The sequence below is a fragment of the Shigella sp. SIG6 genome (genome assembly GCF_053555815.1).
The window spans coordinates 26,328-50,433 of the sequence record NZ_JBQZXC010000011.1 but is presented as its reverse complement, the minus strand read 5'-3'; the positions used below and the strand labels follow the sequence as shown (position 1 = coordinate 50,433).

At 50.8% G+C, this 24,106-nt stretch carries 31 protein-coding genes; 21 read left to right on the top strand and 10 right to left on the bottom strand.

Annotation, left to right across the window (positions count from 1 at the left end; genetic code table 11):
* From waaO to rfaQ, 4 genes are all read right to left on the bottom strand, one after another.
* On the bottom strand, positions 1 to 979 hold a 979-nt coding region (gene waaO, locus ACUU1M_RS03630; protein WP_449144642.1), incomplete at its 3' end, for a lipopolysaccharide 3-alpha-galactosyltransferase.
* A 42-nt stretch (positions 980 to 1,021) separates the two neighbouring features.
* On the bottom strand, positions 1,022 to 1,819 hold the full coding sequence (gene rfaP / locus ACUU1M_RS03625) for a lipopolysaccharide core heptose(I) kinase RfaP (protein ID WP_001385945.1): 798 nt from the start codon (positions 1,817 to 1,819) through the stop codon (positions 1,022 to 1,024).
* Positions 1,812 to 2,936 carry a glycosyltransferase family 4 protein gene (locus ACUU1M_RS03620; RefSeq protein WP_000634234.1) on the bottom strand — a complete coding sequence of 375 codons (1,125 nt, stop codon included), beginning with the start codon at positions 2,934 to 2,936 and terminating at the stop codon, positions 1,812 to 1,814. The genes rfaP and ACUU1M_RS03620 overlap by 8 nt, the downstream gene beginning before the upstream one ends.
* Positions 2,933 to 3,991 carry a lipopolysaccharide core heptosyltransferase RfaQ gene (gene rfaQ, locus ACUU1M_RS03615; RefSeq protein ID WP_000360402.1) on the bottom strand — a complete coding sequence of 353 codons (1,059 nt, stop codon included), beginning with the start codon at positions 3,989 to 3,991 and terminating at the stop codon, positions 2,933 to 2,935. The genes ACUU1M_RS03620 and rfaQ overlap by 4 nt, the downstream gene beginning before the upstream one ends.
* A gap of 412 nt (positions 3,992 to 4,403) precedes the next feature.
* On the opposite strand from rfaQ, the gene waaA reads away from it, so the two are divergent.
* Together waaA and coaD are read left to right on the top strand one after the other, a co-directional pair.
* A complete protein-coding gene (gene waaA / locus ACUU1M_RS03610) occupies positions 4,404 to 5,681 on the top strand; it encodes a lipid IV(A) 3-deoxy-D-manno-octulosonic acid transferase (RefSeq protein WP_000891565.1) in 1,278 nt (425 codons plus the stop codon).
* Positions 5,682 to 5,688: 7 nt separating this feature from the next.
* Positions 5,689 to 6,168, top strand: coding sequence for a pantetheine-phosphate adenylyltransferase (gene coaD, locus ACUU1M_RS03605; RefSeq protein WP_001171866.1), 480 nt, complete (start codon positions 5,689 to 5,691; stop codon positions 6,166 to 6,168).
* A 38-nt stretch (positions 6,169 to 6,206) separates the two neighbouring features.
* Here coaD and mutM read toward each other — a convergent pair whose 3' ends face one another.
* The 4 genes from mutM to radC all read right to left on the bottom strand — a co-directional run bounded on the left by mutM (position 6,207) and on the right by radC (position 8,423).
* On the bottom strand, positions 6,207 to 7,016 hold the full coding sequence (gene mutM, locus ACUU1M_RS03600; RefSeq protein WP_001114533.1) for a bifunctional DNA-formamidopyrimidine glycosylase/DNA-(apurinic or apyrimidinic site) lyase: 810 nt from the start codon (positions 7,014 to 7,016) through the stop codon (positions 6,207 to 6,209).
* 97 nt (positions 7,017 to 7,113) lie between these two features.
* Positions 7,114 to 7,281: a 50S ribosomal protein L33 gene (gene rpmG / locus ACUU1M_RS03595; protein WP_001051798.1), complete on the bottom strand. Its 168-nt coding sequence runs from the start codon at positions 7,279 to 7,281 to the stop codon at positions 7,114 to 7,116.
* 20 nt (positions 7,282 to 7,301) lie between these two features.
* Positions 7,302 to 7,538 (bottom strand): 50S ribosomal protein L28, encoded by a 237-nt coding sequence (gene rpmB, locus ACUU1M_RS03590; protein WP_000091955.1) that lies wholly within the window; start codon positions 7,536 to 7,538, stop codon positions 7,302 to 7,304.
* A 216-nt stretch (positions 7,539 to 7,754) separates the two neighbouring features.
* Positions 7,755 to 8,423 (bottom strand): RadC family protein, encoded by a 669-nt coding sequence (gene radC, locus ACUU1M_RS03585; protein ID WP_001297375.1) that lies wholly within the window; start codon positions 8,421 to 8,423, stop codon positions 7,755 to 7,757.
* A gap of 171 nt (positions 8,424 to 8,594) precedes the next feature.
* Here radC and coaBC point away from each other — a divergent pair, with 171 nt between their 5' ends.
* The 3 genes from coaBC to slmA all read left to right on the top strand — a co-directional run bounded on the left by coaBC (position 8,595) and on the right by slmA (position 10,954).
* The gene (gene coaBC / locus ACUU1M_RS03580) at positions 8,595 to 9,815 is read left to right on the top strand and encodes a bifunctional phosphopantothenoylcysteine decarboxylase/phosphopantothenate--cysteine ligase CoaBC (protein WP_000050104.1); all 1,221 of its coding nucleotides are present in this window, start codon (positions 8,595 to 8,597) and stop codon (positions 9,813 to 9,815) included.
* Positions 9,793 to 10,251: a dUTP diphosphatase gene (dut, locus tag ACUU1M_RS03575; RefSeq protein ID WP_000976070.1), complete on the top strand. Its 459-nt coding sequence runs from the start codon at positions 9,793 to 9,795 to the stop codon at positions 10,249 to 10,251. Before coaBC ends, dut begins: the two co-directional genes overlap by 23 nt.
* A gap of 106 nt (positions 10,252 to 10,357) precedes the next feature.
* Positions 10,358 to 10,954, top strand: a complete 597-nt coding sequence (gene slmA, locus ACUU1M_RS03570; protein WP_000818601.1) for a nucleoid occlusion factor SlmA — start codon at positions 10,358 to 10,360, stop codon at positions 10,952 to 10,954.
* 36 nt (positions 10,955 to 10,990) lie between these two features.
* On the opposite strand, the gene pyrE is transcribed toward slmA, so the two are convergent.
* Positions 10,991 to 11,632: an orotate phosphoribosyltransferase gene (gene pyrE, locus ACUU1M_RS03565; RefSeq protein WP_000806188.1), complete on the bottom strand. Its 642-nt coding sequence runs from the start codon at positions 11,630 to 11,632 to the stop codon at positions 10,991 to 10,993.
* 65 nt (positions 11,633 to 11,697) lie between these two features.
* Positions 11,698 to 12,414 (bottom strand): ribonuclease PH, encoded by a 717-nt coding sequence (gene rph / locus ACUU1M_RS03560; protein ID WP_001247089.1) that lies wholly within the window; start codon positions 12,412 to 12,414, stop codon positions 11,698 to 11,700.
* 126 nt (positions 12,415 to 12,540) lie between these two features.
* On the opposite strand from rph, the gene ACUU1M_RS03555 reads away from it, so the two are divergent.
* From ACUU1M_RS03555 to ACUU1M_RS03480, 16 genes are all read left to right on the top strand, one after another.
* Entirely contained in the window at positions 12,541 to 13,404 is an 864-nt protein-coding gene (locus tag ACUU1M_RS03555) for a YicC/YloC family endoribonuclease (protein ID WP_000621336.1), read from the top strand.
* 190 nt (positions 13,405 to 13,594) lie between these two features.
* Positions 13,595 to 14,854 (top strand): tyrosine-type recombinase/integrase, encoded by a 1,260-nt coding sequence (locus ACUU1M_RS03550; RefSeq protein WP_005077685.1) that lies wholly within the window; start codon positions 13,595 to 13,597, stop codon positions 14,852 to 14,854.
* A 95-nt stretch (positions 14,855 to 14,949) separates the two neighbouring features.
* On the top strand, positions 14,950 to 15,801 hold the full coding sequence (locus ACUU1M_RS03545; RefSeq protein ID WP_000816645.1) for a DUF6387 family protein: 852 nt from the start codon (positions 14,950 to 14,952) through the stop codon (positions 15,799 to 15,801).
* A 101-nt stretch (positions 15,802 to 15,902) separates the two neighbouring features.
* Entirely contained in the window at positions 15,903 to 16,112 is a 210-nt protein-coding gene (locus ACUU1M_RS03540) for a helix-turn-helix transcriptional regulator (RefSeq protein WP_000134807.1), read from the top strand.
* The gene (locus tag ACUU1M_RS03535; RefSeq protein WP_000728895.1) at positions 16,112 to 16,543 is read left to right on the top strand and encodes a hypothetical protein; all 432 of its coding nucleotides are present in this window, start codon (positions 16,112 to 16,114) and stop codon (positions 16,541 to 16,543) included. Before ACUU1M_RS03540 ends, ACUU1M_RS03535 begins: the two co-directional genes overlap by 1 nt.
* Positions 16,544 to 16,555: 12 nt before the next feature.
* Complete coding sequence (locus tag ACUU1M_RS03530; protein WP_001019381.1) at positions 16,556 to 17,389, top strand: antA/AntB antirepressor family protein; 834 nt, start codon at positions 16,556 to 16,558, stop codon at positions 17,387 to 17,389.
* Entirely contained in the window at positions 17,382 to 17,564 is a 183-nt protein-coding gene (locus ACUU1M_RS03525; protein WP_001244025.1) for a DUF4222 domain-containing protein, read from the top strand. Before ACUU1M_RS03530 ends, ACUU1M_RS03525 begins: the two co-directional genes overlap by 8 nt.
* The gene (locus ACUU1M_RS03520) at positions 17,551 to 18,255 is read left to right on the top strand and encodes a host cell division inhibitor Icd-like protein (protein WP_000602543.1); all 705 of its coding nucleotides are present in this window, start codon (positions 17,551 to 17,553) and stop codon (positions 18,253 to 18,255) included. The genes ACUU1M_RS03525 and ACUU1M_RS03520 overlap by 14 nt, the downstream gene beginning before the upstream one ends.
* Positions 18,248 to 18,427, top strand: a complete 180-nt coding sequence (locus ACUU1M_RS03515) for a hypothetical protein (protein WP_000935907.1) — start codon at positions 18,248 to 18,250, stop codon at positions 18,425 to 18,427. The genes ACUU1M_RS03520 and ACUU1M_RS03515 overlap by 8 nt, the downstream gene beginning before the upstream one ends.
* Positions 18,424 to 18,738 carry a hypothetical protein gene (locus ACUU1M_RS03510; protein ID WP_000063191.1) on the top strand — a complete coding sequence of 105 codons (315 nt, stop codon included), beginning with the start codon at positions 18,424 to 18,426 and terminating at the stop codon, positions 18,736 to 18,738. The genes ACUU1M_RS03515 and ACUU1M_RS03510 overlap by 4 nt, the downstream gene beginning before the upstream one ends.
* A complete protein-coding gene (locus ACUU1M_RS03505; RefSeq protein WP_001024840.1) occupies positions 18,735 to 18,998 on the top strand; it encodes a hypothetical protein in 264 nt (87 codons plus the stop codon). Before ACUU1M_RS03510 ends, ACUU1M_RS03505 begins: the two co-directional genes overlap by 4 nt.
* Entirely contained in the window at positions 18,995 to 19,621 is a 627-nt protein-coding gene (locus tag ACUU1M_RS03500; protein ID WP_000063605.1) for a hypothetical protein, read from the top strand. The genes ACUU1M_RS03505 and ACUU1M_RS03500 overlap by 4 nt, the downstream gene beginning before the upstream one ends.
* 9 nt (positions 19,622 to 19,630) lie before the next feature.
* Positions 19,631 to 19,972, top strand: coding sequence for a hypothetical protein (locus ACUU1M_RS03495; RefSeq protein WP_000628968.1), 342 nt, complete (start codon positions 19,631 to 19,633; stop codon positions 19,970 to 19,972).
* On the top strand, positions 19,965 to 22,724 hold the full coding sequence (locus ACUU1M_RS03490) for a TOPRIM and DUF927 domain-containing protein (RefSeq protein ID WP_001244100.1): 2,760 nt from the start codon (positions 19,965 to 19,967) through the stop codon (positions 22,722 to 22,724). Before ACUU1M_RS03495 ends, ACUU1M_RS03490 begins: the two co-directional genes overlap by 8 nt.
* A gap of 373 nt (positions 22,725 to 23,097) precedes the next feature.
* Entirely contained in the window at positions 23,098 to 23,532 is a 435-nt protein-coding gene (locus ACUU1M_RS03485; RefSeq protein ID WP_152028855.1) for a single-stranded DNA-binding protein, read from the top strand.
* A gap of 10 nt (positions 23,533 to 23,542) precedes the next feature.
* Positions 23,543 to 23,995: a hypothetical protein gene (locus ACUU1M_RS03480; protein ID WP_000103646.1), complete on the top strand. Its 453-nt coding sequence runs from the start codon at positions 23,543 to 23,545 to the stop codon at positions 23,993 to 23,995.
* Positions 23,996 to 24,106: the final 111 nt, after the last annotated feature.

Sequence of the window (24,106 nt, the reverse complement as noted above, 5' to 3'; positions counted from 1 at the left end):
AATAATTAAAAATGCCTGCCATATAATGCTTTTGTTTAAATTTATGTTTTGCACAATACCGATACTGATTGCTATTTACAGGTTTAAGTAAATCTTCTTTACTCCACGGAGAAGCTGCTTTGGCGATCAAAAAACTACGTGAAACCGGATAATCAGCCCACTCATGCCAGGGTTTTGTAGGTCCCACATAGTGTATAAACACGGTGTCATCATTGACTGGATTATCAACTTTGTCTTTTAATTCATAGTTAATACTATATCGGGTATTATATTTCTCCGAAATAAACTTCACTTTACCATTCAATAATACATTCAGTACATCTTGATCAAGGTGGGTGATTTTACTTACCCAATCTGGGTCACGCAACATTTCAATAGCTTTTGACGAAATGTTATTTAGATTCCACTCATCAATATTTATCAGTAAAAAACCAGCATTGAAATATCCAGAAGCTAACTGTGGTGTAGTTAATACCGAGGCTCGATTTTGCCACCATTCAATATCTCTTTCAGCTACAACTGCGGCAATTTCATTAGTAGAAAATTGATAATCTAAGAGTTCTTTAATACTACCCTTGCAAGCAATATCTGCATCAAGATATAGTATTTTTTCATGTTTATGATAGAAATAATCTGCAATTATAAATCGAAAATATGTTGCGTAAGTCCAGTTTTTCGTGCTTGGTAATGACTTCAGCTTATCACAATTGATAACATAAATATTAATTCTTGAATTATATTGTTTTGCTAAATCAGAAAAATATAATTTGTCTTTATCACTGATATAATCTGTGAAAACATGAAATTCACAAGAGATTTCTCTATTGTTTAATAGAATAGATGCGATGGCTACACCACATCCAAAAAGAAAATTTCTGTCAATACCAAATGCTATATCAAGAGTATTTTTAGATCTTATATTTTGATAATGAAAATTATACTCAAAAAGGATGATGTCACTATCATTGAGTTGAGACATATTTATTCTGTATCCAAAATTTTGGCAAAAATAAGTTACGGGTTACAACGATTTTCGAATCGTTCTTTCCCTGATTTTTGTGGCTTTTGCTTCTGCTTGCGACAGCAGTCCTTGTTCCTGCTTGAGAATGTCTTTAAGCGGGGCGGCAAAATACACCTTCATAAAGCGCCAGATATCCCGCTGAGTCAGGCCAATATTCATTGAAGAAAAATAAAGCCCTATAAGATCTTTATCGCGCCAACGACGTGGAACGCGCGTGCGAAGCTGCGCCCGGTGTAGGTCAATTACCGAAATTTTTAACTCCTCTTCCTTACCGGAAAAAGGCAAGTGCAGCAGGAAATGACAGATATAACAGTCACGATGGTTAATGCCCGCAGCATGCATATCGCGCACCATCGTCGCGACACGCTTAATAAGCATACGCTTTACGCGAACATCTGGTGGGTTGGTCACCCAGTCAGCACAGTAATCTTCCAGACTGATGGTTGGTGTCAGATCTTCGGTAATAATAAACGAGGTTCTGGTCAGCGGATTCATGCCTTTTTCGCCGAATGCCACCCCATACATAGTATCAACGCCGACATCCCGCAGTCGATGAATCGCATTCCATTCGCGGTCTGCGCCTAATACTGGCATCCGCAATGAGAGTAAATTTTTGATTATCTCTTTCAGGGTCGTGCCGCGATGCCATTTGAGAAAATAGCTTTTTCCCGCCATTTCAAAGCGCAGAGTACGGCGAGTTTCCAGTTCACGAAATACCTCACCCTGCAAGGTTTTAACTTCCTCAAAAGGATCTTTGCCGCGCCATAACGTGGCAAACGGCTCTTTAAGTTCAACCATCCAGACCACCCGTTATGATATCCGCCGCTTTCTCTGGCAGACTGTATAAATCTTGTGTATCAGCATAATGTCGCGCATTTTCCGCCCAAGCCTGGCGCAATGAAGATTGCGTTAACGCTTTGCGTAAAATCTCATTCAATGTTTCCTGGCGGAATGGCTCAGCAATAGCCTCGCCGCAATTAGCGTCGACAATATAATGCGCATAGCCACAAACGGCAGTTGTTAGTACCGGTAATCCTGCAGTAATCGCTTCCAGCAGCACAATTCCCGCCGCTTCCTGGTAGGCAGGATGCAGTAATAAATCCGCCGCCGCCATTAATTCCGAGACATCGTTGCGCCCCGAGAAGAAGTGAACATTACTGCGCACGCCGCGTTTTTCTGCCAGTGCCTCAAATTTTCGCGGTTTATCCTGCCCAACAACATATAGCAATGTGTTGTGGCGCAGCGAATCCGGTAACGAAGCAAGTGCTTCAATGGAACGATCGACACCTTTACGCGTGAAGTCTGAACCGACCTGCAACAATAAATATTGTTGTTCGGTTATTCCATTCTTCTTACGGAAGATTTCACGGCTATTGGCTGGCTGCTGGCTATATTTACGATCAGGATAAATCCCCGGTGGCAGAATATGAAAACGCTCCGCTTCAGTCTGATAATGTTTCTGGAAATCGGCGATTTGCTTATCTGTCAGCATCAGCAGCTGTGTCGGCTTGCCCTGTTCGAAGGTTGCCCGCTCAAAGGCGGCATAATGGCGATAACGTGACGTCAGGCGATAGAAAAAGCCTTTTTCCTGCGCTACTTTCTCGGCATAACAAACATCAGCGGCATAATAAACGTCCAGCCCCGGCATTTTGTTGAATCCAACGACTTTATCGACGGGATGTTCGCGTAAATGTTTTTGCACCCAGGCAAAATACTCCGCATTGCGCCCGTGATTGGTATGCGATTTAATCGGCACTTTGATCAGTTCAAATACATCAGGGCATTCGCCTTCCCACGACTGGGTATAAACCCGAACATGATGACCTCGGGCGGCGACTGTCTGAGCAATACGCATAAAATCGCGCTGCAAACCGCCAAAGGGAAAATATTTATATAAACAAAAAGCAACGATCATAACGACGTACCTGTCGTGGAGGAGGGCAGTAATTTATCGACAGCAGCAATGACATCTGCCGCCGGAATAACCGAAAGATACATCTCATTTCGGTCACGCTGATCGCGCGTTGGCATTTCCCGGTAATCTCCCGCCCAGAATTGAATCATGTTATTTGACCAGGGACGCCAGAAAATATGATCTGTTGCGCCAAACAGCGATATCAGCGGCGTATTAACTGCAGCGGCAATATGCGCCGGTGCGGAATCAACGCCAATAAACAGCTGCGCATGATCGATTAACGCACCAAGTTCCGGGAAGGTCACCTTTCCAGCCAGCGCCGTTACTGGTGGCGTCTGGCATCCCTGCGCAATTTCATTGACGCAGGCCAGATCGTCTTTATCTGGGCCGGACGTCAGAACGACTTCATAACCACGAGCATGTAAGGCATCAATCACAGCGGAAAACTTGGCGTTGTCCCAGCATTTGAAGATTTGCCGCGCCGTAGGTTGGATAACCACATAATTTTGTCCAACACCAGCGTGATCAAGTTCGCGACGCATACGTTTCCAGCTTGCAGGCGGGTAACTCATGGTTGTCTGCTTCACCAACGAATCAAGTCCCAATGGTGTCAGCACGGATAAGTTACTTTCCACCACATTTCCACCCTGCAACGGCACCAAATGGGTGAAACTTTTACGCCAAAAAGCAGACTGCCGATGATGATAATCCTGGGAAATTTTCACACGAGCATTTAATAAGCGAACCAGTATAGCAACCATCCATTGATCGGTAAGATTGACGATAAGGTCATACTTATTGGCACGTAATACCTTGATGAGATGAAAAAAGTTGGCAATTTTTTCTGAGGCTTTTGCTTTTTTATTTTTTATGCCGTAGAGCGCGTTAATCTCTGGATTTTCAGACAGGATCGGGATGGTGTCCTGATAAAGCAGCACATCGATTTTTGCGTCAGGGTAATTTTTTTTCAGAGAACTAATGACGGGAGTAGTTAATAACATATCCCCATGAAAACGCATCTTAATGAGCAAAATTCTTCGAAATGGCTTATCCACAAGTAACTCTTTTTGTTGAGATTATCCGATTAAGGTGAAGCAGAAAAAGCACGCTACCGCCCCAGGCTCAACAGCTACCTGAATACTGATACCGTACTGATATTGACGCGCTAGTGTATCACTTCTTTCGCGGCAATCCGACCCGAATGATTTTTAAGCACATTGTTGATTTTCAATAAAGAAATCAATCAAATAAAATCATTAGCAACCATATTCTTTCACTGTTGCTCTGCGATTCCTTCTTGCACGTACAGCAGAAATCAATGAATCGCATAAAAATACAAAAAAAGTATAGATGTTCAGCAAGAATTGGCGGGTAAATTGCTATTTAAGTCAAAAACGGGAAAAGTAATGGTAAAGCCACAGCTAAATACATAGAATCCCCAGCACATCCATAAGTCAGCTATTTACTATGCTCGAATTGCTTTACACCGCCCTTCTCTACCTTATTCAGCCGCTGATCTGGATACGGCTCTGGGTGCGCGGACGTAAGGCTCCGGCCTATCGAAAACGCTGGGGTGAACGTTACGGTTTTTACCGCCATCCGCTAAAACCAGGCGGCATTATGCTGCACTCCGTCTCCGTCGGTGAAACTCTGGCGGCGATCCCGTTGGTGCGCGCGCTGCGTCATCGTTATCCTGATTTACCGATTACCGTTACAACCATGACGCCAACCGGTTCGGAGCGCGTACAATCGGCTTTCGGGAAGGATGTTCAGCACGTTTATCTGCCGTATGACCTGCCCGATGCGCTCAACCGTTTCCTGAATAAAGTCGACCCCAAACTGGTGTTGATTATGGAAACCGAACTATGGCCTAACCTGATTGCGGCGCTACATAAGCGTAAAATTCCGCTGGTGATCGCTAACGCGCGACTCTCTGCCCGCTCAGCCGCAGGTTATGCCAAACTGGGTAAATTCGTCCGCCGCTTGCTGCGTCGTATTACGCTGATTGCTGCGCAAAATGAAGAAGATGGTGCACGTTTTGTGGCGCTGGGCGCAAAAAATAACCAGGTAACCGTTACCGGTAGCCTGAAATTCGATATTTCTGTAACTCCGCAGTTGGCTGCTAAAGCCGTGACGCTACGCCGCCAATGGGCACCACACCGCCCGGTATGGATTGCCACCAGCACTCACGAAGGTGAAGAGAGCGTGGTCATTGCCGCACATCAGGCATTGTTACAGCAATTCCCGAATTTATTGCTCATCCTGGTACCCCGTCATCCAGAACGCTTCCCGGATGCGATTAACCTTGTCCGCCAGGCTGGACTAAGCTATATCACACGCTCTTCAGGGGAAGTCCCCTCCACCAGCACGCAGGTTGTGGTTGGCGATACGATGGGCGAGTTGATGTTACTGTACGGCATTGCCGATCTCGCCTTTGTTGGCGGTTCACTGGTTGAACGTGGTGGGCATAATCCGCTGGAAGCTGCCGCACACGCTATTCCGGTATTGATGGGGCCGCATACTTTCAACTTTAAAGACATTTGCGCGCGGCTGGAGCAGGCAAGCGGGCTTATTACCGTTACCGATGCCACTACGCTTGCAAAAGAGGTTTCCTCTTTACTCACCGACGCCGTTTACCGTAGTTTCTATGGCCGTCATGCCGTTGAAGTACTGTATCAAAACCAGGGCGCGCTACAGCGTCTGCTTCAACTGCTGGAACCTTACCTGCCACCGAAAACGCATTGAGGTTGTTATGCAAAAACGGGCGATTTATCCGGGTACTTTCGATCCCATTACCAATGGTCATATCGATATCGTGACGCGCGCCACGCAGATGTTCGATCACGTTATTCTGGCGATTGCCGCCAGCCCCAGTAAAAAACCGATGTTTACCCTGGAAGAGCGTGTGGCACTGGCACAGCAGGCAACCGCGCATCTGGGGAACGTGGAAGTGGTCGGGTTTAGTGATTTGATGGCGAACTTCGCCCGTAATCAACACGCTACGGTGCTGATTCGTGGCCTGCGTGCGGTGGCGGATTTTGAATATGAAATGCAGCTGGCGCATATGAATCGCCACTTAATGCCGGAACTGGAAAGTGTGTTTCTGATGCCGTCGAAAGAGTGGTCGTTTATCTCTTCATCGTTGGTGAAAGAGGTGGCGCGCCATCAGGGCGATGTCACCCATTTCCTGCCGGAGAATGTCCATCAGGCGCTGATGGCAAAATTAGCGTAGCGTTTATGCCGGATGGTATGCCATCCGGCTCGCATGAATTACTTCTGGCACTGCCGACAATAAAACGTTGCCCGCTGCGCATGTTTAGTCGCCACAATCGGCGTACCGCACACCCGACACGGCTCACCTTTTCGCCCGTAAACCTGCAATTCCTGCGCGAAATAGCCCGGTTTACCATCACTTTGCAGAAAATCTTTCAGCGTTGTACCACCCTGCTCAATCGAACGCAGCAACACCGCTTTAATCACCCGAGCTAACAATTCACACTCTGCCAGCGACAGTGATGACGCCAGCCGATCCGGATGGATCCCCGCCGCAAACAGTGATTCGCTGGCATAGATATTCCCTACCCCTACCACCAGCTTGTTATCCATCAGCCACGGTTTAATCGCCGTTTTTTTCTTCGCGCACTTCTGATGCAGATACTCACCATTGAAATCGTCGCTAAGCGGCTCCGGTCCAAGATGGGCCAGCACATTATGCCCTTCCAGCTCTTTGGTCCACAGCCAGGCACCAAAGCGGCGCGGATCGGTGTAGCGCAGCACTTTACCGTTGCTCATCACCAAATCCACATGGTCATGCTTTTCAGGGGGAAGTTCTTCTGGAAGGATGCGCAGGCTGCCAGACATCCCCAAATGAATGATAATCCAGCCCTCAGGCAGCTCCAGCAGCAGATATTTAGCCCGCCGCTGCACGCTAAGCACTGGTTGATCGCTTAATCGGTAGATCTCTTCTGAAACCGGCCAGCGCAAGCGTCCGTTGCGCACCACCGCATGAAGAATGGTTGCACCAACGAGATGCGGTTCTATGCCGCGACGGCTGGTTTCAACTTCGGGTAATTCAGGCATAGCATCTCCAGGAATGAACAGATGCAATCAATATGGGGGCAAGCAGATAACAAAAAACCCCGCCGGAGCGAGGTTTTTCGTTACATCAAAGCGAGAATTATTTGATTTTCGCTTCTTTGTAGATCACGTGCTGACGAACAACTGGATCGAATTTTTTCAGTTCCAGTTTTTCCGGCTTAGTACGTTTGTTCTTCGTAGTGGTATAGAAGTGACCAGTACCAGCAGAAGAAACCAGCTTGATTTTCTCACGAATACCTTTAGCCATGATTTATTTCCTCTAAGTACTTAGTACTTTTCGCCACGGGCACGCAGTTCAGCCAGAACTGTATCGATGCCTTTTTTATCGATTACACGCATACCTTTAGCAGATACGCGCAGGGTGACAAAACGCTTCTCGCTCTCAACCCAGAAACGGTGAGAGTGCAGGTTCGGCAGGAAACGGCGTTTAGTCGCGTTCAGTGCGTGGGAACGGTTGTTACCGGTCACCGGACGCTTGCCAGTAACTTGGCAGACTCGGGACATGTCTATTCTCCAAAAATCAAATTAGCTCGAGCTTCGTATGGGGTATTGGCGCCTCGTCAGGCTTTACAGCCCGGTCATCGCAGTTCTATGTGAACTCTCGATTGCCAGGCCCAAATGCCAAACCCGAGATTCTCAAAGGTGGCGTAGTATACGCTGACTCAGCGATGTGCTCAAGTCCCGAACAGACAAAGATCCCGAAGGATCGCGCATAGCGGGTTAAATCCAGCCGCGTTCGGCAAAAGAAACATACTCTCCACGCCCAATCACGATATGGTCGAGCACGCGTAAATCCATGAACTGACAACTCTTTATTATCCGTTCAGTAATGAGTTTATCCGCTTTACTGGGTTCAGCACAACCCGAAGGGTGATTATGTGCAAGGATCAGCGCCGAGGCGTTTATTTTTATCGCTTCGCGGATAATTTCCCGAGGATGGACTTCAACATGGTTTAGCGTGCCGGAAAAAAGACGGCTATGCGTTATAACCCGGTGTTGTGAGTCGAGAAAGATCACCATAAAGATCTCCCGCTCCTCACCCGTGAGCTGGCTTTGTAAAAATTCCCGCGTCATCTCCGGGCTGAGTAAAGGGCTTTCTTCACGCATCCGCACGTTGTAGTAACGTCGCGCCAGTTCAGCAATCCCCTTTAACTGGGCAAATTTCGCTACGCCAATTCCATGAACACCACTAAATTGTTCATATTCAGAGGTTAACAAGCCATAAAGAGAGCCGAAATTCTCCAGCATCTCTTTTGCCAGGGTTAATACATCTTTACCGCGCGTTCCGGTACGCAGAAATAGCGCCAGCAGCTCGACATCCGTTAAGGCGCTAATACCAAACTTCAGCATTTTTTCGCGCGGCATCAACAGCTGTGCATTGTTTTTCACCTTCACCTCCTTTGTGGTGCTCGCATCCTGTCATAGCCGTTCCGTTAAATCGACGGCCAGTTTTCAATCCTGGAAAGAGCCTCGCAAAGTGAATCTCAGGTGAAGGCACGACAACAAAAGTATTGTGATAAAATCGCCAACTTCTGGTGTCACCCAACAGGAAAAATCATCATGAGCCTGGCCGGTAAAAAAATCGTTCTCGGCATTAGCGGCGGTATTGCTGCCTATAAAACCCCTGAACTGGTGCGTCGTTTGCGCGATCGCGGGGCCGACGTCCGCGTAGCCATGACCGAAGCGGCAAAAGCCTTTATCACCCCACTTAGCTTGCAGGCGGTTTCTGGTTATCCCGTTTCCGACAGTCTGCTTGACCCGGCAGCCGAAGCCGCTATGGGCCATATTGAGCTGGGTAAATGGGCTGATTTAGTGATTCTCGCCCCTGCCACGGCAGATTTGATTGCCCGTGTTGCTGCCGGAATGGCGAATGACCTGGTATCGACGATTTGTCTGGCTACACCTGCGCCTGTAGCCGTGCTCCCCGCCATGAACCAGCAGATGTACCGTGCCGCTGCCACGCAGCATAATTTAGAGGTGCTTGCTTCCCGTGGTTTGCTCATCTGGGGGCCAGACAGTGGCAGTCAGGCTTGTGGTGATATCGGTCCTGGACGAATGCTCGATCCGTTAACCATTGTGGATATGGCGGTGGCGCATTTTTCGCCCGTCAACGACCTGAAACATCTGAACATTATGATTACCGCCGGTCCGACGCGTGAACCGCTCGATCCGGTGCGTTATATCTCTAATCACAGCTCCGGCAAGATGGGTTTTGCTATCGCCGCCGCTGCTGCCCGTCGTGGCGCGAACGTCACGCTGGTATCAGGTCCAGTTTCACTACCGACGCCACCGTTTGTTAAACGTGTTGATGTGATGACCGCGCTGGAAATGGAAGCCGCCGTGAATGCTTCTGTACAGCAGCAAAATATTTTTATCGGTTGCGCCGCCGTGGCGGATTATCGCGCAGCTACCGTGGCCCCAGAAAAAATCAAAAAGCAGGCCACGCAGGGTGATGAATTAACAATAAAAATGGTTAAAAACCCCGATATCGTCGCAGGCGTTGCCGCACTAAAAGACCATCGACCCTACGTCGTTGGATTTGCCGCCGAAACAAATAATGTGGAAGAATACGCCCGGCAAAAACGTATCCGTAAAAACCTTGATCTGATCTGCGCGAACGATGTTTCCCAGCCAACTCAAGGATTTAACAGCGACAACAACGCATTACACCTTTTCTGGCAGGACGGAGATAAAGTCTTACCGCTTGAGCGCAAAGAGCTCCTTGGCCAATTATTACTCGACGAGATCGTGACCCGTTATGATGAAAAAAATCGACGTTAAGATTCTGGACCCGCGCGTTGGGAAGGAATTTCCGCTCCCGACTTATGCCACCTCTGGCTCTGCCGGACTTGACCTGCGTGCCTGTCTCGACGACGCCGTAGAACTGGCTCCGGGTGACACTACGCTGGTTCCGACCGGGCTGGCGATTCATATTGCCGATCCTTCACTGGCGGCAATGATGCTGCCGCGCTCCGGATTGGGACATAAGCACGGTATCGTGCTTGGTAACCTGGTAGGATTGATCGATTCCGACTATCAGGGCCAGTTGATGATTTCCGTGTGGAACCGTGGTCAGGACAGCTTCACCATTCAACCTGGCGAACGCATCGCCCAGATGATTTTTGTTCCGGTAGTACAGGCTGAATTTAATCTGGTGGAAGATTTCGACGCCACCGACCGCGGTGAAGGCGGCTTTGGTCACTCTGGTCGTCAGTAACACATACGCATCCGAATAACGTCATAACATAGCCGCAAACATTTCGTTTGCGGTCATAGCGTGGGTGCCGCCTGGCAAGTGCTTATTTTCAGGGGTATTTTGTAACATGGCAGAAAAACAAACTGCGAAAAGGAACCGTCGCGAGGAAATACTTCAGTCTCTGGCGCTGATGCTGGAATCCAGCGATGGAAGCCAACGTATCACGACGGCAAAACTGGCCGCCTCTGTCGGCGTTTCCGAAGCGGCACTGTATCGCCACTTCCCCAGTAAGACCCGCATGTTCGATAGCCTGATTGAGTTTATCGAAGATAGCCTGATTACTCGCATCAACCTGATTCTGAAAGATGAGAAAGACACCACAGCGCGCCTGCGTCTGATTGTGTTGCTGCTTCTCGGTTTTGGTGAGCGTAATCCTGGCCTGACCCGCATCCTCACTGGTCATGCGCTAATGTTTGAACAGGATCGCCTGCAAGGGCGCATCAACCAGCTGTTCGAGCGTATTGAAGCGCAGCTGCGCCAGGTATTGCGTGAAAAGAGAATGCGTGAGGGTGAAGGTTACACCACCGATGAAACCCTGCTGGCAAGCCAGATCCTGGCCTTCTGTGAAGGTATGCTGTCACGTTTTGTCCGCAGCGAATTTAAATACCGCCCGACGGATGATTTTGACGCCCGCTGGCCGCTAATTGCCGCGCAGTTGCAGTAATATGACGCCGGATGACTTTTCATCCGGCGAGTTTCTTTAAACGCCAAACTCTTCACGATAGGCCTTAACCGCCGCCAGATGTTCCGACATTTCCGGCTTCTCTTCCAGATAGGCAATCAGATCTTTCAGGGTGATGATAGAGATCACTTTGCAGTTGTAATCACGCTCAACTTCCTGAATCGCCGAAATCTCGCCGCGCCCGCGTTCCTGACGATCGAGCGAAATCAACACGCCAGCAAGCGTCGCGCCATTGGCCTGAATAATCTCCATCGACTCGCGAATCGCCGTTCCGGCGGTGATCACATCATCTACCAGCATTACGCGTCCTTGTAACGCGCTACCAACCAGATTGCCGCCTTCACCGTGGTCTTTTGCTTCTTTGCGGTTAAAGCAGTACGGCAGGTCCAGGTCGTGATGCTCCGCCAGTGCCACAGCGGTTGTGGTGGCAATCGGGATCCCTTTGTAAGCAGGGCCAAACAGCAGATCGAACTCAATGCCGGAATCCACCAACGCTTCAGCGTAAAAACGGCCTAACTGTGCCAGATCGCGCCCGGTATTAAACAGCCCGGCGTTGAAGAAATAGGGGCTTTTGCGCCCGGATTTCAGCGTAAACTCGCCAAACTTTAACACCTGCTTGCTAAGCGCAAATTCAATAAACTGGCGCTGATATGGTTTCATGCCTTCGCTCCTCATCTTACTTTTCTACAGACAAAAAAAAGGCGACTCATCAGTCGCCTTAAAAATCAGTTTGCCAGCGCCGCCTTCTGCGTCGCTACAATGGATTCGATTCCCCCTCGGGCCAGCGCCAACAAGGTGAGTAGCTCTTCATGGGTGAACGGCTCGCCTTCTGCCGTCCCCTGCACTTCAATGATGCGCCCGTCTTCGGTCATCACTACGTTCATGTCGGTCTCTGCGGCTGAGTCTTCAACGTATTCCAGATCGCAAATTGCTTCACCGTTTACAATACCGACAGAAACTGCGGCTACCATCCCTTTCATCGGGTTGGTTTTCAGCTTGCCGTTTTCCACCAGCTTCTGTAGCGCATCTGCCAGCGCCACGCAGGCACCCGTAATCGACGCGGTACGAGTGCCACCATCAGCCTGAAGCACGTCGCAGTCCAGCGTAATGGTGAACTCACCCAGCGCTTTCAAATCTACTGCCGCGCGAAGAGCACGGGCGATCAGACGCTGGATTTCCATTGTGCGTCCACCCTGCTTACCTTTCGCCGCTTCACGAGCGTTACGGGTGTGGGTAGAACGTGGCAGCATGCCGTACTCTGCGGTGATCCAGCCCTGGCCCTGACCTTTCAGGAAGCGCGGCACGCCTTCTTCAATAGAGGCGGTACACAATACTTTGGTATCGCCAAATTCGACCAGCACCGAGCCTTCTGCATGTTTTGTATAGTTACGAGTCAGGGTAACGGGACGCACCTGATTATTGCTACGGCCTGCTGGACGCATATTGAAATCTCCGGCTTGAAACAAATGTGGCTGCGCATTATACGGACTTCCGGCGGTTATTCCTATCCTGACAAGGCATCGATGGCTATAATCCTTCCACCTCTCCTTTTATAAACAGGAACGTCTATGATCCGCAGTATGACCGCCTACGCCCGGCGTGAAATCAAGGGTGAATGGGGGAGCGCAACCTGGGAAATGCGCTCGGTAAACCAGCGTTATCTGGAAACTTACTTTCGTCTGCCGGAGCAGTTCCGTAGCCTTGAACCTGTCGTTCGCGAGCGTATTCGTTCTCGCCTGACGCGCGGTAAAGTGGAATGTACCCTGCGCTATGAGCCAGATGTTAGCGCACAAGGTGAGCTGATCCTCAATGAAAAACTGGCTAAACAGCTGGTAACTGCCGCGAACTGGGTAAAAATGCAGAGTGACGAAGGGGAAATCAACCCGGTTGATATTCTACGCTGGCCGGGCGTGATGGCAGCCCAGGAGCAGGATCTCGACGCGATTGCCGCTGAAATTCTCGCGGCGTTGGATGGTACGCTGGACGACTTTATCGTCGCGCGCGAAACCGAAGGTCAGGCACTGAAAGCATTGATCGAGCAGCGTCTGGAAGGCGTCACCGCCGAAGTGGTCAAAGTCCGCGCCCATATGCCGGAAATTCTGCAATGGCAGCGTGAGCGTCTGGTCGCGAAGCTGGAAGATGCTCAGGTTCAGTTGGAAAACAACCGTCTGGAGCAGGAGTTGGTTCTGCTGGCACAACGAATTGACGTTGCCGAAGAGCTGGACCGCCTCGAAGCGCATGTTAAAGAGACGTACAACATTCTGAAGAAAAAAGAAGCGGTTGGTCGTCGTCTGGACTTTATGATGCAGGAGTTCAACCGTGAGTCGAACACTCTTGCGTCGAAATCTATCAATGCCGAAGTGACAAACTCCGCCATCGAGCTGAAAGTGTTGATTGAGCAGATGCGCGAGCAGATTCAGAATATCGAGTAAGCTATCAGCAACATTTAGGACGACGCATAAATCACACCAAGCCCGCAACCCAGCGGGCTTTTTTGTTATCATGGGCTATCATAAAGACGCAACAAAGCGCATGATTATGGTGTACACAAAGGTGTACCCAATGAGGTTTGGGTACATTGCTTTGGGTACACCCCCTATTCAAAGTTTGGATATTCGCAAAATGCCAAAACTAACAGACATGCAGATCCGCGCATGGATTAAGAGCGGAGAGCGATTCGAGGGGCGGGCAGACGGTAACGGTTTATACCTACGTTACCGTGAAGCCGACAAAACCCCCACATGGAGATTCCGCTATAAACTCGCAGGGAAGTCCCGCGCCATGCTAATTGGTTCGTATAGCGAGCTATCACTATCAAAGGCCAGAGAGACAGCCAAAGAGCTATCGGCTCGCGTTGCGCTGGGCTATGACGTTGCAGGAGAGAAGCAGAAGCGCAAAACCGAAGCACTGGCGAAGATGGAAGCAGAGAAGAACGCTATGCGCGTTTCAGAGCTTGCCGCTGAATACTTTGAGCGTCAGATCCTCCCGCGCTGGAAGCACCCCGATATACTCCGCCGCCGTATCGACAAAGATATAAACCCCTGCATTGGCAGCATGAAGGTAGAGGACGTGAAACCGCGCCATATCGATGACATGCTGAAAGGTATTGTTGACCGTGGAGCGTCGACCATAGCAACGGACGTGCTGAGATGGACGCGCCGCATATTCGACTACGGAATCAAACGGCACGCGCTAGAGATTAACCCCTGTTCAGCCTTTGAGGTGGCAGACGCCGGAGGGAAAGAAGTTGCCCGTGACCGCTGGTTAACCCGCGATGAGTTAATCCAGCTATTCAAAGCCATGCGCACGGCTAAGGGATTCAGTCGCCAGAACGAAATCACGTTCAAATTACTGTTAGCGTTATGCGTCCGCAAAATGGAATTATGCGCCGCACGATGGGAAGAGTTTGATTTAGATGGTGCGGTATGGCATTTGCCGGAAGAACGCAGCAAAAACGGAGACCCTATTGATATACCTCTACCTTCCCCAGCCGTCGAATGGCTGAGAGAGCTTAAAACGTTCTCATGCAACAGCGCATGGGTACTGCCAGCCAGAAAGATGCAAAACCGCATGATCCCCCATATTCAGGAAAGCACCCTGCCCGTAGCACTGGCTAAGGTTCGCGCCGAAATACCGGATGTGCCTAATTTCACGATTCACGACTTCCGACGCACGGCCCGCACCCATTTAGCAGCGCTGGGCGTTGATCCGGTAGTGGCGGAACGATGCCTCAATCATCGCATTAAGGGCGTAGAGGGGATTTATAACCGTCACCAATACTTTGACGAGCGACGGGCTGCGTTAACACAGTGGGCGGGCTTGCTGGTGGCTCTGGAGAAGGGCGAAGATTACAACGTGACGCCTCTCAGAAGGGCGAACTAACTGAATAGATTGAGTCTAGCCCGACGGGGCGAAAAGCGGGAAGCCTTACCGCCTGGCTCAATCACAAAATAAGGCGCAGCGTAAAAGGTGGCGTTATGAAACGGGCTAAATACGGCGATGTGATGGAATGGTTTTCACTGGACAGGTACGACTACGTGTTGGATCTAAGTGTCAACCATGTGGTAAGCGAGATGTTCATGATGAGTTATCACTCTGATAGTCTTGAGTTACGAAAAGATGAGGTTTTCTCAATTATTCCATTCCCCCTTATAACGGATGTTACCCTCTGGGATGAGGATTTGCCGGAGGGTAGTCTATCCTTTGATGACAGAGGAATTATGCCTCTACCTTTTTCGATGATTTGCGCTTTTGTTAACAGCTGCCTGAGTGATGGGCGTATGACGATAACGGATAATGGCAGAATTGAAGCAAGAGCAGACATAGAAAATTGCGATATATACAACCAGTCGATGCTATATGATACCGATGATCCAAGGTCAGAAGGTAAAACGGGGATATTTGTCGATATCGGGCTTGATTTGATGGACGATGACGAAATGATAGCTGGATTTAAAACATTGCTAAAAAGGTGGAGGGTTCAGACCGGTATACCTGAAAGTGCCGTCAAAGAAAAAAAGAGGTTCGGGGCGTCAACAATTGCCAAGATCCATCATTACCGGATAATCCCATATCTTGATATATCAAGATGGGCGAGGATTAACGGCATTATGGTGTCCAATGAGCTTTATGCGCGTCTACTGTTCCCTGAGCCACTACCTGACGGAACGGTTAAGGGTGGCGCTCACATCCGTGACACTGTGAAACCATTTGCAGAGTCTGTGAGAGATGTGCTTAGTCGAGTGGAATTAAAAAAATACTACGCAGATAACCCCCACATAAAAAACATGAGGTTTTCAGATTTTCTGAAATTGATAGATTTTCAATAATCTGAATCTATTCGGATTTTTAATATTTTGATTCTGTATAGATAAACACTGGTTTTTTATTCAGTATTCCCGTAACGATGCAGAAAGGAGTTACGGGACATATGACAGAACACCAATCACCACTTCCCACAAGCGGCTATATTCGCCGCTTCCGCCTGGCTCAAGCGCTGGGCGTCCATGTAGCAACCATTGATCGTTGGGTTCGAGATAAGCGACTGCCGCGCCCGGTAAAGCTGGGCGAGAAGATTACCGCCTTTGATGCGGTAGAGATTAACAACTGGCTGGCAGAACGTCGGGGAAAGGTGGCTTGATGAAAAAGAAAAACCGCCCATTACAGGCGGCTAACTCAGATATTCGCACGTCTGATATTACGCCGACCACCAGCCCGGTACAAGTACCTAGGCGTACCCCAAAGAAACACCGCGCCCGCGTCTATATGCTGCGTACTGGTATAGAGGGATGGACAGAAAACGATATTCTGCGTTATTGCCGCCTTTCGTCTGGAAGGAACTACGCCAGCGAGTTAGAGCGCAGGCTTGATATTCAGCTTGAGCGTATAGACGAAAAGAACCCCGACGGGATAGGGTCACATTTACGCTATCGCTTTACCGGGCGCGGTGACGTTCTAAAAGTTATTCGGCTTGTGAACCATAACGCCGACGCTGGCGGCTATCAGGGACTTTCTCAGCCTGAAATTGCCGACATTCTCAATCTATACCCGGACAATCTCACCGCCGCCTAACGGAGACTGAAAATGAACATCGAAAAAAGCAGATTAATTTCTGAGGCCGCCCCTCATCTGAACGCCTATCAGGGCACAATTAACGGTAATGAATTTGCCACAATTGTCCCGGTTATTCCTGGTCATATCGGTGGGCGTGAAACCAATATTGTTAGCGCCAAAGCGTTACACAAAGCGTTGGGCGTGGGAAAAGACTTCTCTACATGGATCACTGATCGCATCTCTGAATATGACTTCACCATTGGGCACGATTACTCAGTCCATAAAACAATTTCCCCAAATCTGGGGAAAAGCCCGAATGGCGTGGCTTACAGCAAGATTAAACAGTCTGGCAGACCCGGCAAAGACTATCTGTTAAGTGTCGGAATGGCGAAAGAACTGGCGATGGTCGAACGCACCGAACAGGGCCGCGCTATCCGCCGTTATTTCATCCAGTGCGAGGAAGAATTACAGCGTAGCGTGCCTGAAATCGCCGCCCGCTATCGTCGCCAGCTAAAAGCCCGTATCAGTGCCGCAAACAATTTTAAGCCAATGTGCGATGCGCTGAATATGGCCCGTGCCGAGCTGGGTAAAACGACGCAGCAGCGCCACTACAGCAACGAGAGCAACATGATCGCCCGTATCGTGCTGGGTGGCATGACGGCGAAGCAGTGGGCGCAGGCAAATGGCATTACTGGCGAACCACGGGACAGCATGAACGCAGCACAGCTTGAACACCTCGCCTATCTCGAAAGCACCAATATCACGTTAATTGATATGGGCATGGAATATGAGCAGCGCAAAGGAGAACTCACCCGCCTGTCGCAACGCTGGCTCGCTAAGCGTCTGGAGGTAAACCATGCGTAACCATAATCCGATGCCGGGAAGCCGTTACAAGGACAGTCACGGGGCTGTAGTGACCGTACAGCGCGTCGAGCATAACCGAGTGACCTTTTACCGCGAGGGCTATCAGTCGCCATGTGTTCAGCCTTTGGAGAGATTCGTTAATGAGTTCGTGGAGGTGCGCCGTGATACTGAATGAACCTGCCGCCCAGAAAGAAGCCTTTAATCTGGCTGGCATGTTGTCAAAAGTTGACATCTGCAACCTTACAAAACCTGATATTGATACCGCAGCGCCCGGAGTTCCGTTACCAGTACGCGAGGCGCTTACCCTCAACAAAAAGATGGTGAGCCGTGCACAGGGAAAACTCTTAAAGGGTTACGGTTTTATCTGGTATGACCACCTAGCAGAGAAAAGCTGTTATAGTCCAAGCGTTGCTGCAAAATCAGCAACCGGGATTGAGACCCCGAACACACTAAGGGCGACACAGACGCCGAAAGCGTCTTTTTTTGTGTCCGATCACCACGCACATCAAATCAGCGGCCTTGCCCGTACTGTATCTATGGTGGCGTCAGTGGGGCTATCTTCGGATAGGCCGGTTTCCTTTGTGTCCGGTAGTCTCAACCCCGCTGACGTCACCGCCAATCATGACATTGAGACGTCAGGCGGTGACTCCTTAAACACAAAGGAGGCTGCCATAATGGCTACTACCCCTACCCAAAAACCGCAATTTATCTGGATTATCGCAGCAGTTCGCCGCGATATGCCGACAATTACCGCCAAAATTCACCATATCGCCGCAGAGACTGAGCAGGAAGCCCGCCGCATTCTGGCGCGGGATCACGTTTGCTTTTTTGCCGGACGTATTCGCACAGGGGGCGCACATGCTTAATTACTTCCGTGTTGCAGGATGCGCCACCGCCCAGAGCGGCGAATTAGTCGAGTTCGTTTATATCGTTGACGCCCGCAGCGCGATCAGCGCCAAAGCTGAGGCGCTAAATCAGGCCAGAAATGAACGCCTTTCCCACATCCAGATTACCCGCGTTCGTGAGGTGGCGGCATGAGCATGTATGACGATTTAGTGTCCTGCAAATTTGATGGTTGTACACCTGATGATCTGAACGGAATTGAGAGCCGCGCCAGTGATGCCGTGGATGATTTAATGCTGGGCGTAAGTGCCATTGGTAGCCTCATGTTCTGGGCGGCTGGTAGCGATGGCTACCCGGAGGAAAGCGCTAAGGCTGATATGTACAGATTAGGCGCAATGCTGGGACATATCGGAGAAGTTGCGCGGGCGCTGAACGATAGCGCTGCAAACGCCGCATTCTTGCGCTCAATCAGTGAAAAAGAAGCCAAAGGGAGGGCGGGCAAATGAACATAAATACCATCTATCGCCACCCGGCAGATCTGGAAGCCGAATCGATGCTATCTCGTAAAGAAGCATGCCCGGATGATTTTACGCTGGCAGACCGAACAGCAGAACGCATGACCCGCGCCCGCAATGGGCTGGCTCACGTTATGACCGATTTATTACCACTCCTCGAAGTTGAGCAAGCAGCCATCGCGTATTGCTGGCTGAGTAAAGTCCTGATGATTGTCGATATAGCCAGAATTGATGCGGAGGGCAGCGCATGAGCAACGCACCGACCATTAAATCGGGAAATGCCGACTTATTACACGCCGAAGCCACACCGCACGGCGTCAATATCATGACCCGCAATGATGCCGGGGGATATGAGCAGGTTGCTCTTATCAGCTACGAGAGCGCCGTGAACGGCCTTGACGCCGGAGAGTACGACGATAAGCCAGATATCGGATACGCCATTCATTTTGCCGTTGCTGATGGCGGGGCGCGTGGCTGGTTCGACTTCACCGCGCAGCATAACGTCACTATGTGGCGCTGGCTGATTGCTGCGACGTTCATTTCTGAGATGAAGCGCGAAAACGGCACAACCACGGTAACTGAGTCTGACGGCACTTCATCGCAGGTGGCGATTTACTCCAATGGCACGGCGGGGATTGTGGTTTACCCGTTCGCGGAACGTCTGGCGATGGCTAACAACATGGAGGGCGCAATGGTTGAGCGCTACGGCATTGAGCAGGGAACAGCGAACGCCATTGTTTTTTATCAGGCCATGATCGACACGGAGCGCGGCGAGTTGACCCCGTTCGGGCGTGAAACGCTTGCTGAACTTCACAACAGCTTTATAGCTGAACTGGATGAAAACGGCTGGCCTGAAATGCCGCTGGCGCACTGAGGGGGTGACATGATTACTAAAAATTTCCGACTGAATGCGCTGGCGAATAAGTATGCATCGGCACTGTATAACCACATTACCTCCACCAGCGGCGGGGACTATTTCATGGTTGATGCGGACGGCCTCGCCGTCCGTGTGGAAATCGTCAATGGAGTAAAAGGCGTTCGCAGCCTGATCGATAGCTACACACTGGCAGCCATGAAAGTATCCTACCCGCAGTGGGAAACCGTGGGGGTCGAGCTTCTTGAGCGTTGCGTCACTAAGGACGGATTGACTGACGTCGGGCGCGAGATATGGCAAAGCATGGTTAAAGACATGGGCGCGACCGTGGCAGGGGGCAACCATGCGTAATATCGACCTTATCCGCGAAGTGACCAGTGCCGCCGCCGGGCGCTGGCCTTATGTGCTGGCTGGATTGTCTATCGACGTGCCTGATTCATCGCGCCGCCATTCTCCATGCCCTGCATGTGGTGGAAAAGACCGTTTCAGATTCGACGACAACGGGCGCGGTAGCTTTATCTGCAACCAGTGTGGCGCTGGTGACGGGCTGGATTTAATCAAGCGGGTTAACAACTGCGACACTACGGAGGCGGCACAGCTTGCCGCTGACGTGCTGGGTATTGATTACCGGGCAGCGGAAACCGACCCGGTGGCAGCGAGCCATAGAAGAGAGCAACTGGAAGCTGACCGCCAGCAGCGTGAGCAGGAGCGCCAGAAACAGGCAGCAGAGGATGCAGAGCAGCGAAGGGCTACGTTTGCCCGTCTGTATGCCGGAATGCGCCAGAGTGCCACACAGGGAGAATCTGATTACCTGCAATCAAAAGGGCTGACCGGGTTTAAATATCCGGTAATGCCGGATGGTTCGTTATTGCTGGAGCTGGTGGACGAATCCGGCGCAGTGGCAGCAGCGCAAACCATTACACCGCAGGGAGAGAAGCGACTCCTGACAGGTTCAGCAAAGCGCGGGGCATATCACGCCGTTAACGCACCGGAACAGCCGCAGGCGGTGATTATTGCCGAGGGGCTGGCAACCACTTTATCAGTCCACCTGATGCGCCCGGACGCGCTTACAGTGGCGGCAATTGACGCCGGGAACCTGATCCACGTTGCCGGAGTAATGCGCCGGAAACACCCGCAGTCGCAAATTATCATTGCCGCAGATAACGACCACCAGCAGGACGACCAGGCGAACACGGGCAAAGATGCCGCAGAGAAAGCCGCCTTATCCGTGGCTGGCTGGGTGGCGCTGCCGCCGACAGACTACAAAGCCGACTGGGACGACTACCGCCAGCAAAACGGGCTGGAAGTCGCTACGGCTGCGTTTAACGATTCGATGTACCAGATTCAAGGGGAAGCCGTGAAACCGCGATTGCAAGCCATTGAGGGCGGTAAAACTGACCATCCAGAGAAAGATCCACTAAAACCCCACATTGAGAGCCGCAAAGATGGCGTTTTCTGGGTAACGCCGAAGGTGGACAAGGAAAGCGGGGAGATCGTCAACGCTGAAAGCTGGTTATGTTCCCCGTTGGAGGTTATCGGCACGGGACGCGACGACAAAGATCAGTATCTTATTATCTCATGGCTGGCATTCGGTGCAGGCATACCGACAACAGCGGCTATCCCGCTGGCTGATATTGGCGAGCGTGAAGGCTGGCGCACCCTGAAAGCTGGTGGGGTTAACGTCACGACCAAAAGCAGTTTACGGGCGATCCTTGCCGACTGGCTACAGCGGAGCGGCTCGCGTGAATTGTGGCGCGTTGCTCATGCTACAGGCTGGCAGTGCGGGGCATACATCATGCCGGACGGGGAAATCATCGGCACACCTGAGCGGCCTGTTTTGTTCAGCGGGCGCAGTTCAGCCGCTGCCGGGTATACCGTAGCAGGAACGCCGGAAAGCTGGCGCAACAGTGTCGCGCGGCTGGCATACGGCAACTACGCGATGATGACAGGCATTGCCGCAGCACTGGCAGCGCCATTAATCGGGGTGGCAGAGCGTGACGGATTCGGGATTCATTTTTATGAGCAATCGAGCGCCGGGAAAACAACCACGCAGAACGTGGCTAGCAGTCTATACGGGAACCCTGATGCCTTGCGCCTGACGTGGTACGGGACGGCGCTGGGGCTGATAAACGAGGCCGCCGCCCACAATGACGGACTGATGCCGCTGGATGAAGTCGGACAGGGCGCAGACCCGATAAGCGTTTCTCAGTCTGCCTATGCCCTGTTTAACGGCGTGGGGAAATTGCAGGGCGCGAAAGAAGGCGGAAACCGGGATCTAAAACGCTGGCGTACCGTGGCAATCAGCACCGGGGAAATGGATTTAGAAACGTTCATTGCCACCGCAGGACGCAAGACAAAAGCGGGGCAACTGGTGCGCCTGCTGAATATCCCGTTAAGTAAGGCGGTGCGCTTTCATGAGCACCAGACAGGGAAAGACCATGCAGACGCATTAAAATCCGCGTGGCAGAGCAATCACGGCGCTGCCGGGCGGGAGTGGATCAGATGGCTTGCAGGCCACCAGCAGCAGGCCATTGATACCGTTCGTGACTGTGAAGCTCGCTGGCGCAGTCTTATTCCTGCCGACTATGGGGAACAGGTTCACCGTGTAGGGGCAAGGTTCGCCATTCTGGAGGCTGCTTTACTGCTGGGTGGCGTGGTTACTGGCTGGGATGATCAAACGTGCCGTGATGCGATACAGCACAGCTACAATGCGTGGTTGCGTGAGTTCGGCACGGGGAACAAAGAGCACCAGCAGATTATTGAGCAGACGGAGGCGTTTTTGAATGCCTATGGGCTGAGTCGATTCGCGCCGCTGGGTTATGACCCGCGCGATTTACCCATCCGTGATTTAGCCGGGTACAGGAAGAAGGGGAACCACGACGGCGACCCGATAATTTTCTACACCTTCCCGGCAGCGTTTGAGCAGGAGATTGCAAAGGGCTTCAATACCAAACAGTTTGCCGAAGTTCTAAAGAATGCAGGAATGCTTACACCACCAACGAGCGGGCGAGGCTATCAGGGGCGAGTAAGGGAGGATGGGCGACAGATTCGCGTCTATGTACTCAATTTCATGGCGGAGGAAAGCAGCCAGCCAGAAAAATAATATTTCTTCACATGCGTAGTTTTAGTGTTGTCTCGGTTGTCTTTGTTGTCTCAATTTGTAATTGAGATTGATTTATAAGGATTTTATTTTAATTTCTGAGACAACACCGAGACAACATTTAGCCATTTTGAGACAACAGGGCGAAAGTGTGTTTTTAGTCTGGCAGGCAGTGAGACAACATTTATGCCGGGTGAGACAACACGAAATTGCAAATGTTGTCTCAGCAAAACCCAGACGTGGCGCGGCCTGTAGAGCCGTGAGACAACAAAGACAACAGAGACAACACTATTTTTGCTTACTATGAAAAAAAATCGGCAGGTGTCCCACATTAAGAAATCGTCATTAGCAAAACTAATAATCCAGTGAGGGGAAAATGACAGCACAAATTTCAGCATACGGGCGGCTGGTGGCAGATCCCCAGACCCGCACCACAACGAACGGTAACAACATGGCTATGGCGCGGCTGGCGGTGTCGCTCCCCTGTAATGCGGCAGAGGCGGGAGAGTCAACCTTCTGGCTGGGCGTTATTGCTTTTGGGAAGCAGGCCGATGCGCTGGCGAAGCACCAGAAAGGCGACCTTGTTAGCGTGGCGGGCAATATGCAGGTTAACCAGTGGACAGGGCAGGACGGTGGCATACAGACCGGGTATCAGGTGATTGCAGACAGTGTGATCAGCGCCAGAACGGTACGCCCCGGCGGGAAGGCAGGACAGCAGGGACAGGCAACGGACGCGCTGAGACGTGTGCAGCAGCCATCCCGTGATGAATACGACCAACGCCCACCATTCGACGATGAAACGCCATTCTGAGAGGGAAGATATGAGTACGCACCCCATCATTATTGAGTTCGGCAGCTATCGCTGGCCCAGACATCTTGCAATACATGAAGCAGGTCATGCGATAGCCGCATGGTTTTTCGGCATACAGGAGGTAGAAATTGCGTTATCGGGTAATAACCGAGTGGCAAAAACCTACCTTAGCGGCGATGTTGATGAATGTGGAGCTGTCGCGGTATGGCACGCCAACTATCCACGGAATGTGGCTGAGGTTAAGTCTTACACCCTCTCGAATGATGACACCAGGTTACGTCTGATAGACCAGGTATGCCGGGCTATGGTTATCTCTCTGGCTGGTATCGTCGCGCAATCACGCTATACGGGGGATGATATTAACGCACTGATGGAAACGTCCGGGAAAGCAGACATGAAAAATGTTCGTGATTTATCAGAGGTATACCGGGTGGCTGGTGGGGAGGATGCTAATTTTTGCTAAGGTTTTAGTACGCAACTCAGGTACGCAATCTCACCAGATACGAAACCGATTCGCAGTTGCGTACCAGCCTGTAAGGCGCATTATCGCTGGGTTTCTACAGTCGAACGCAGT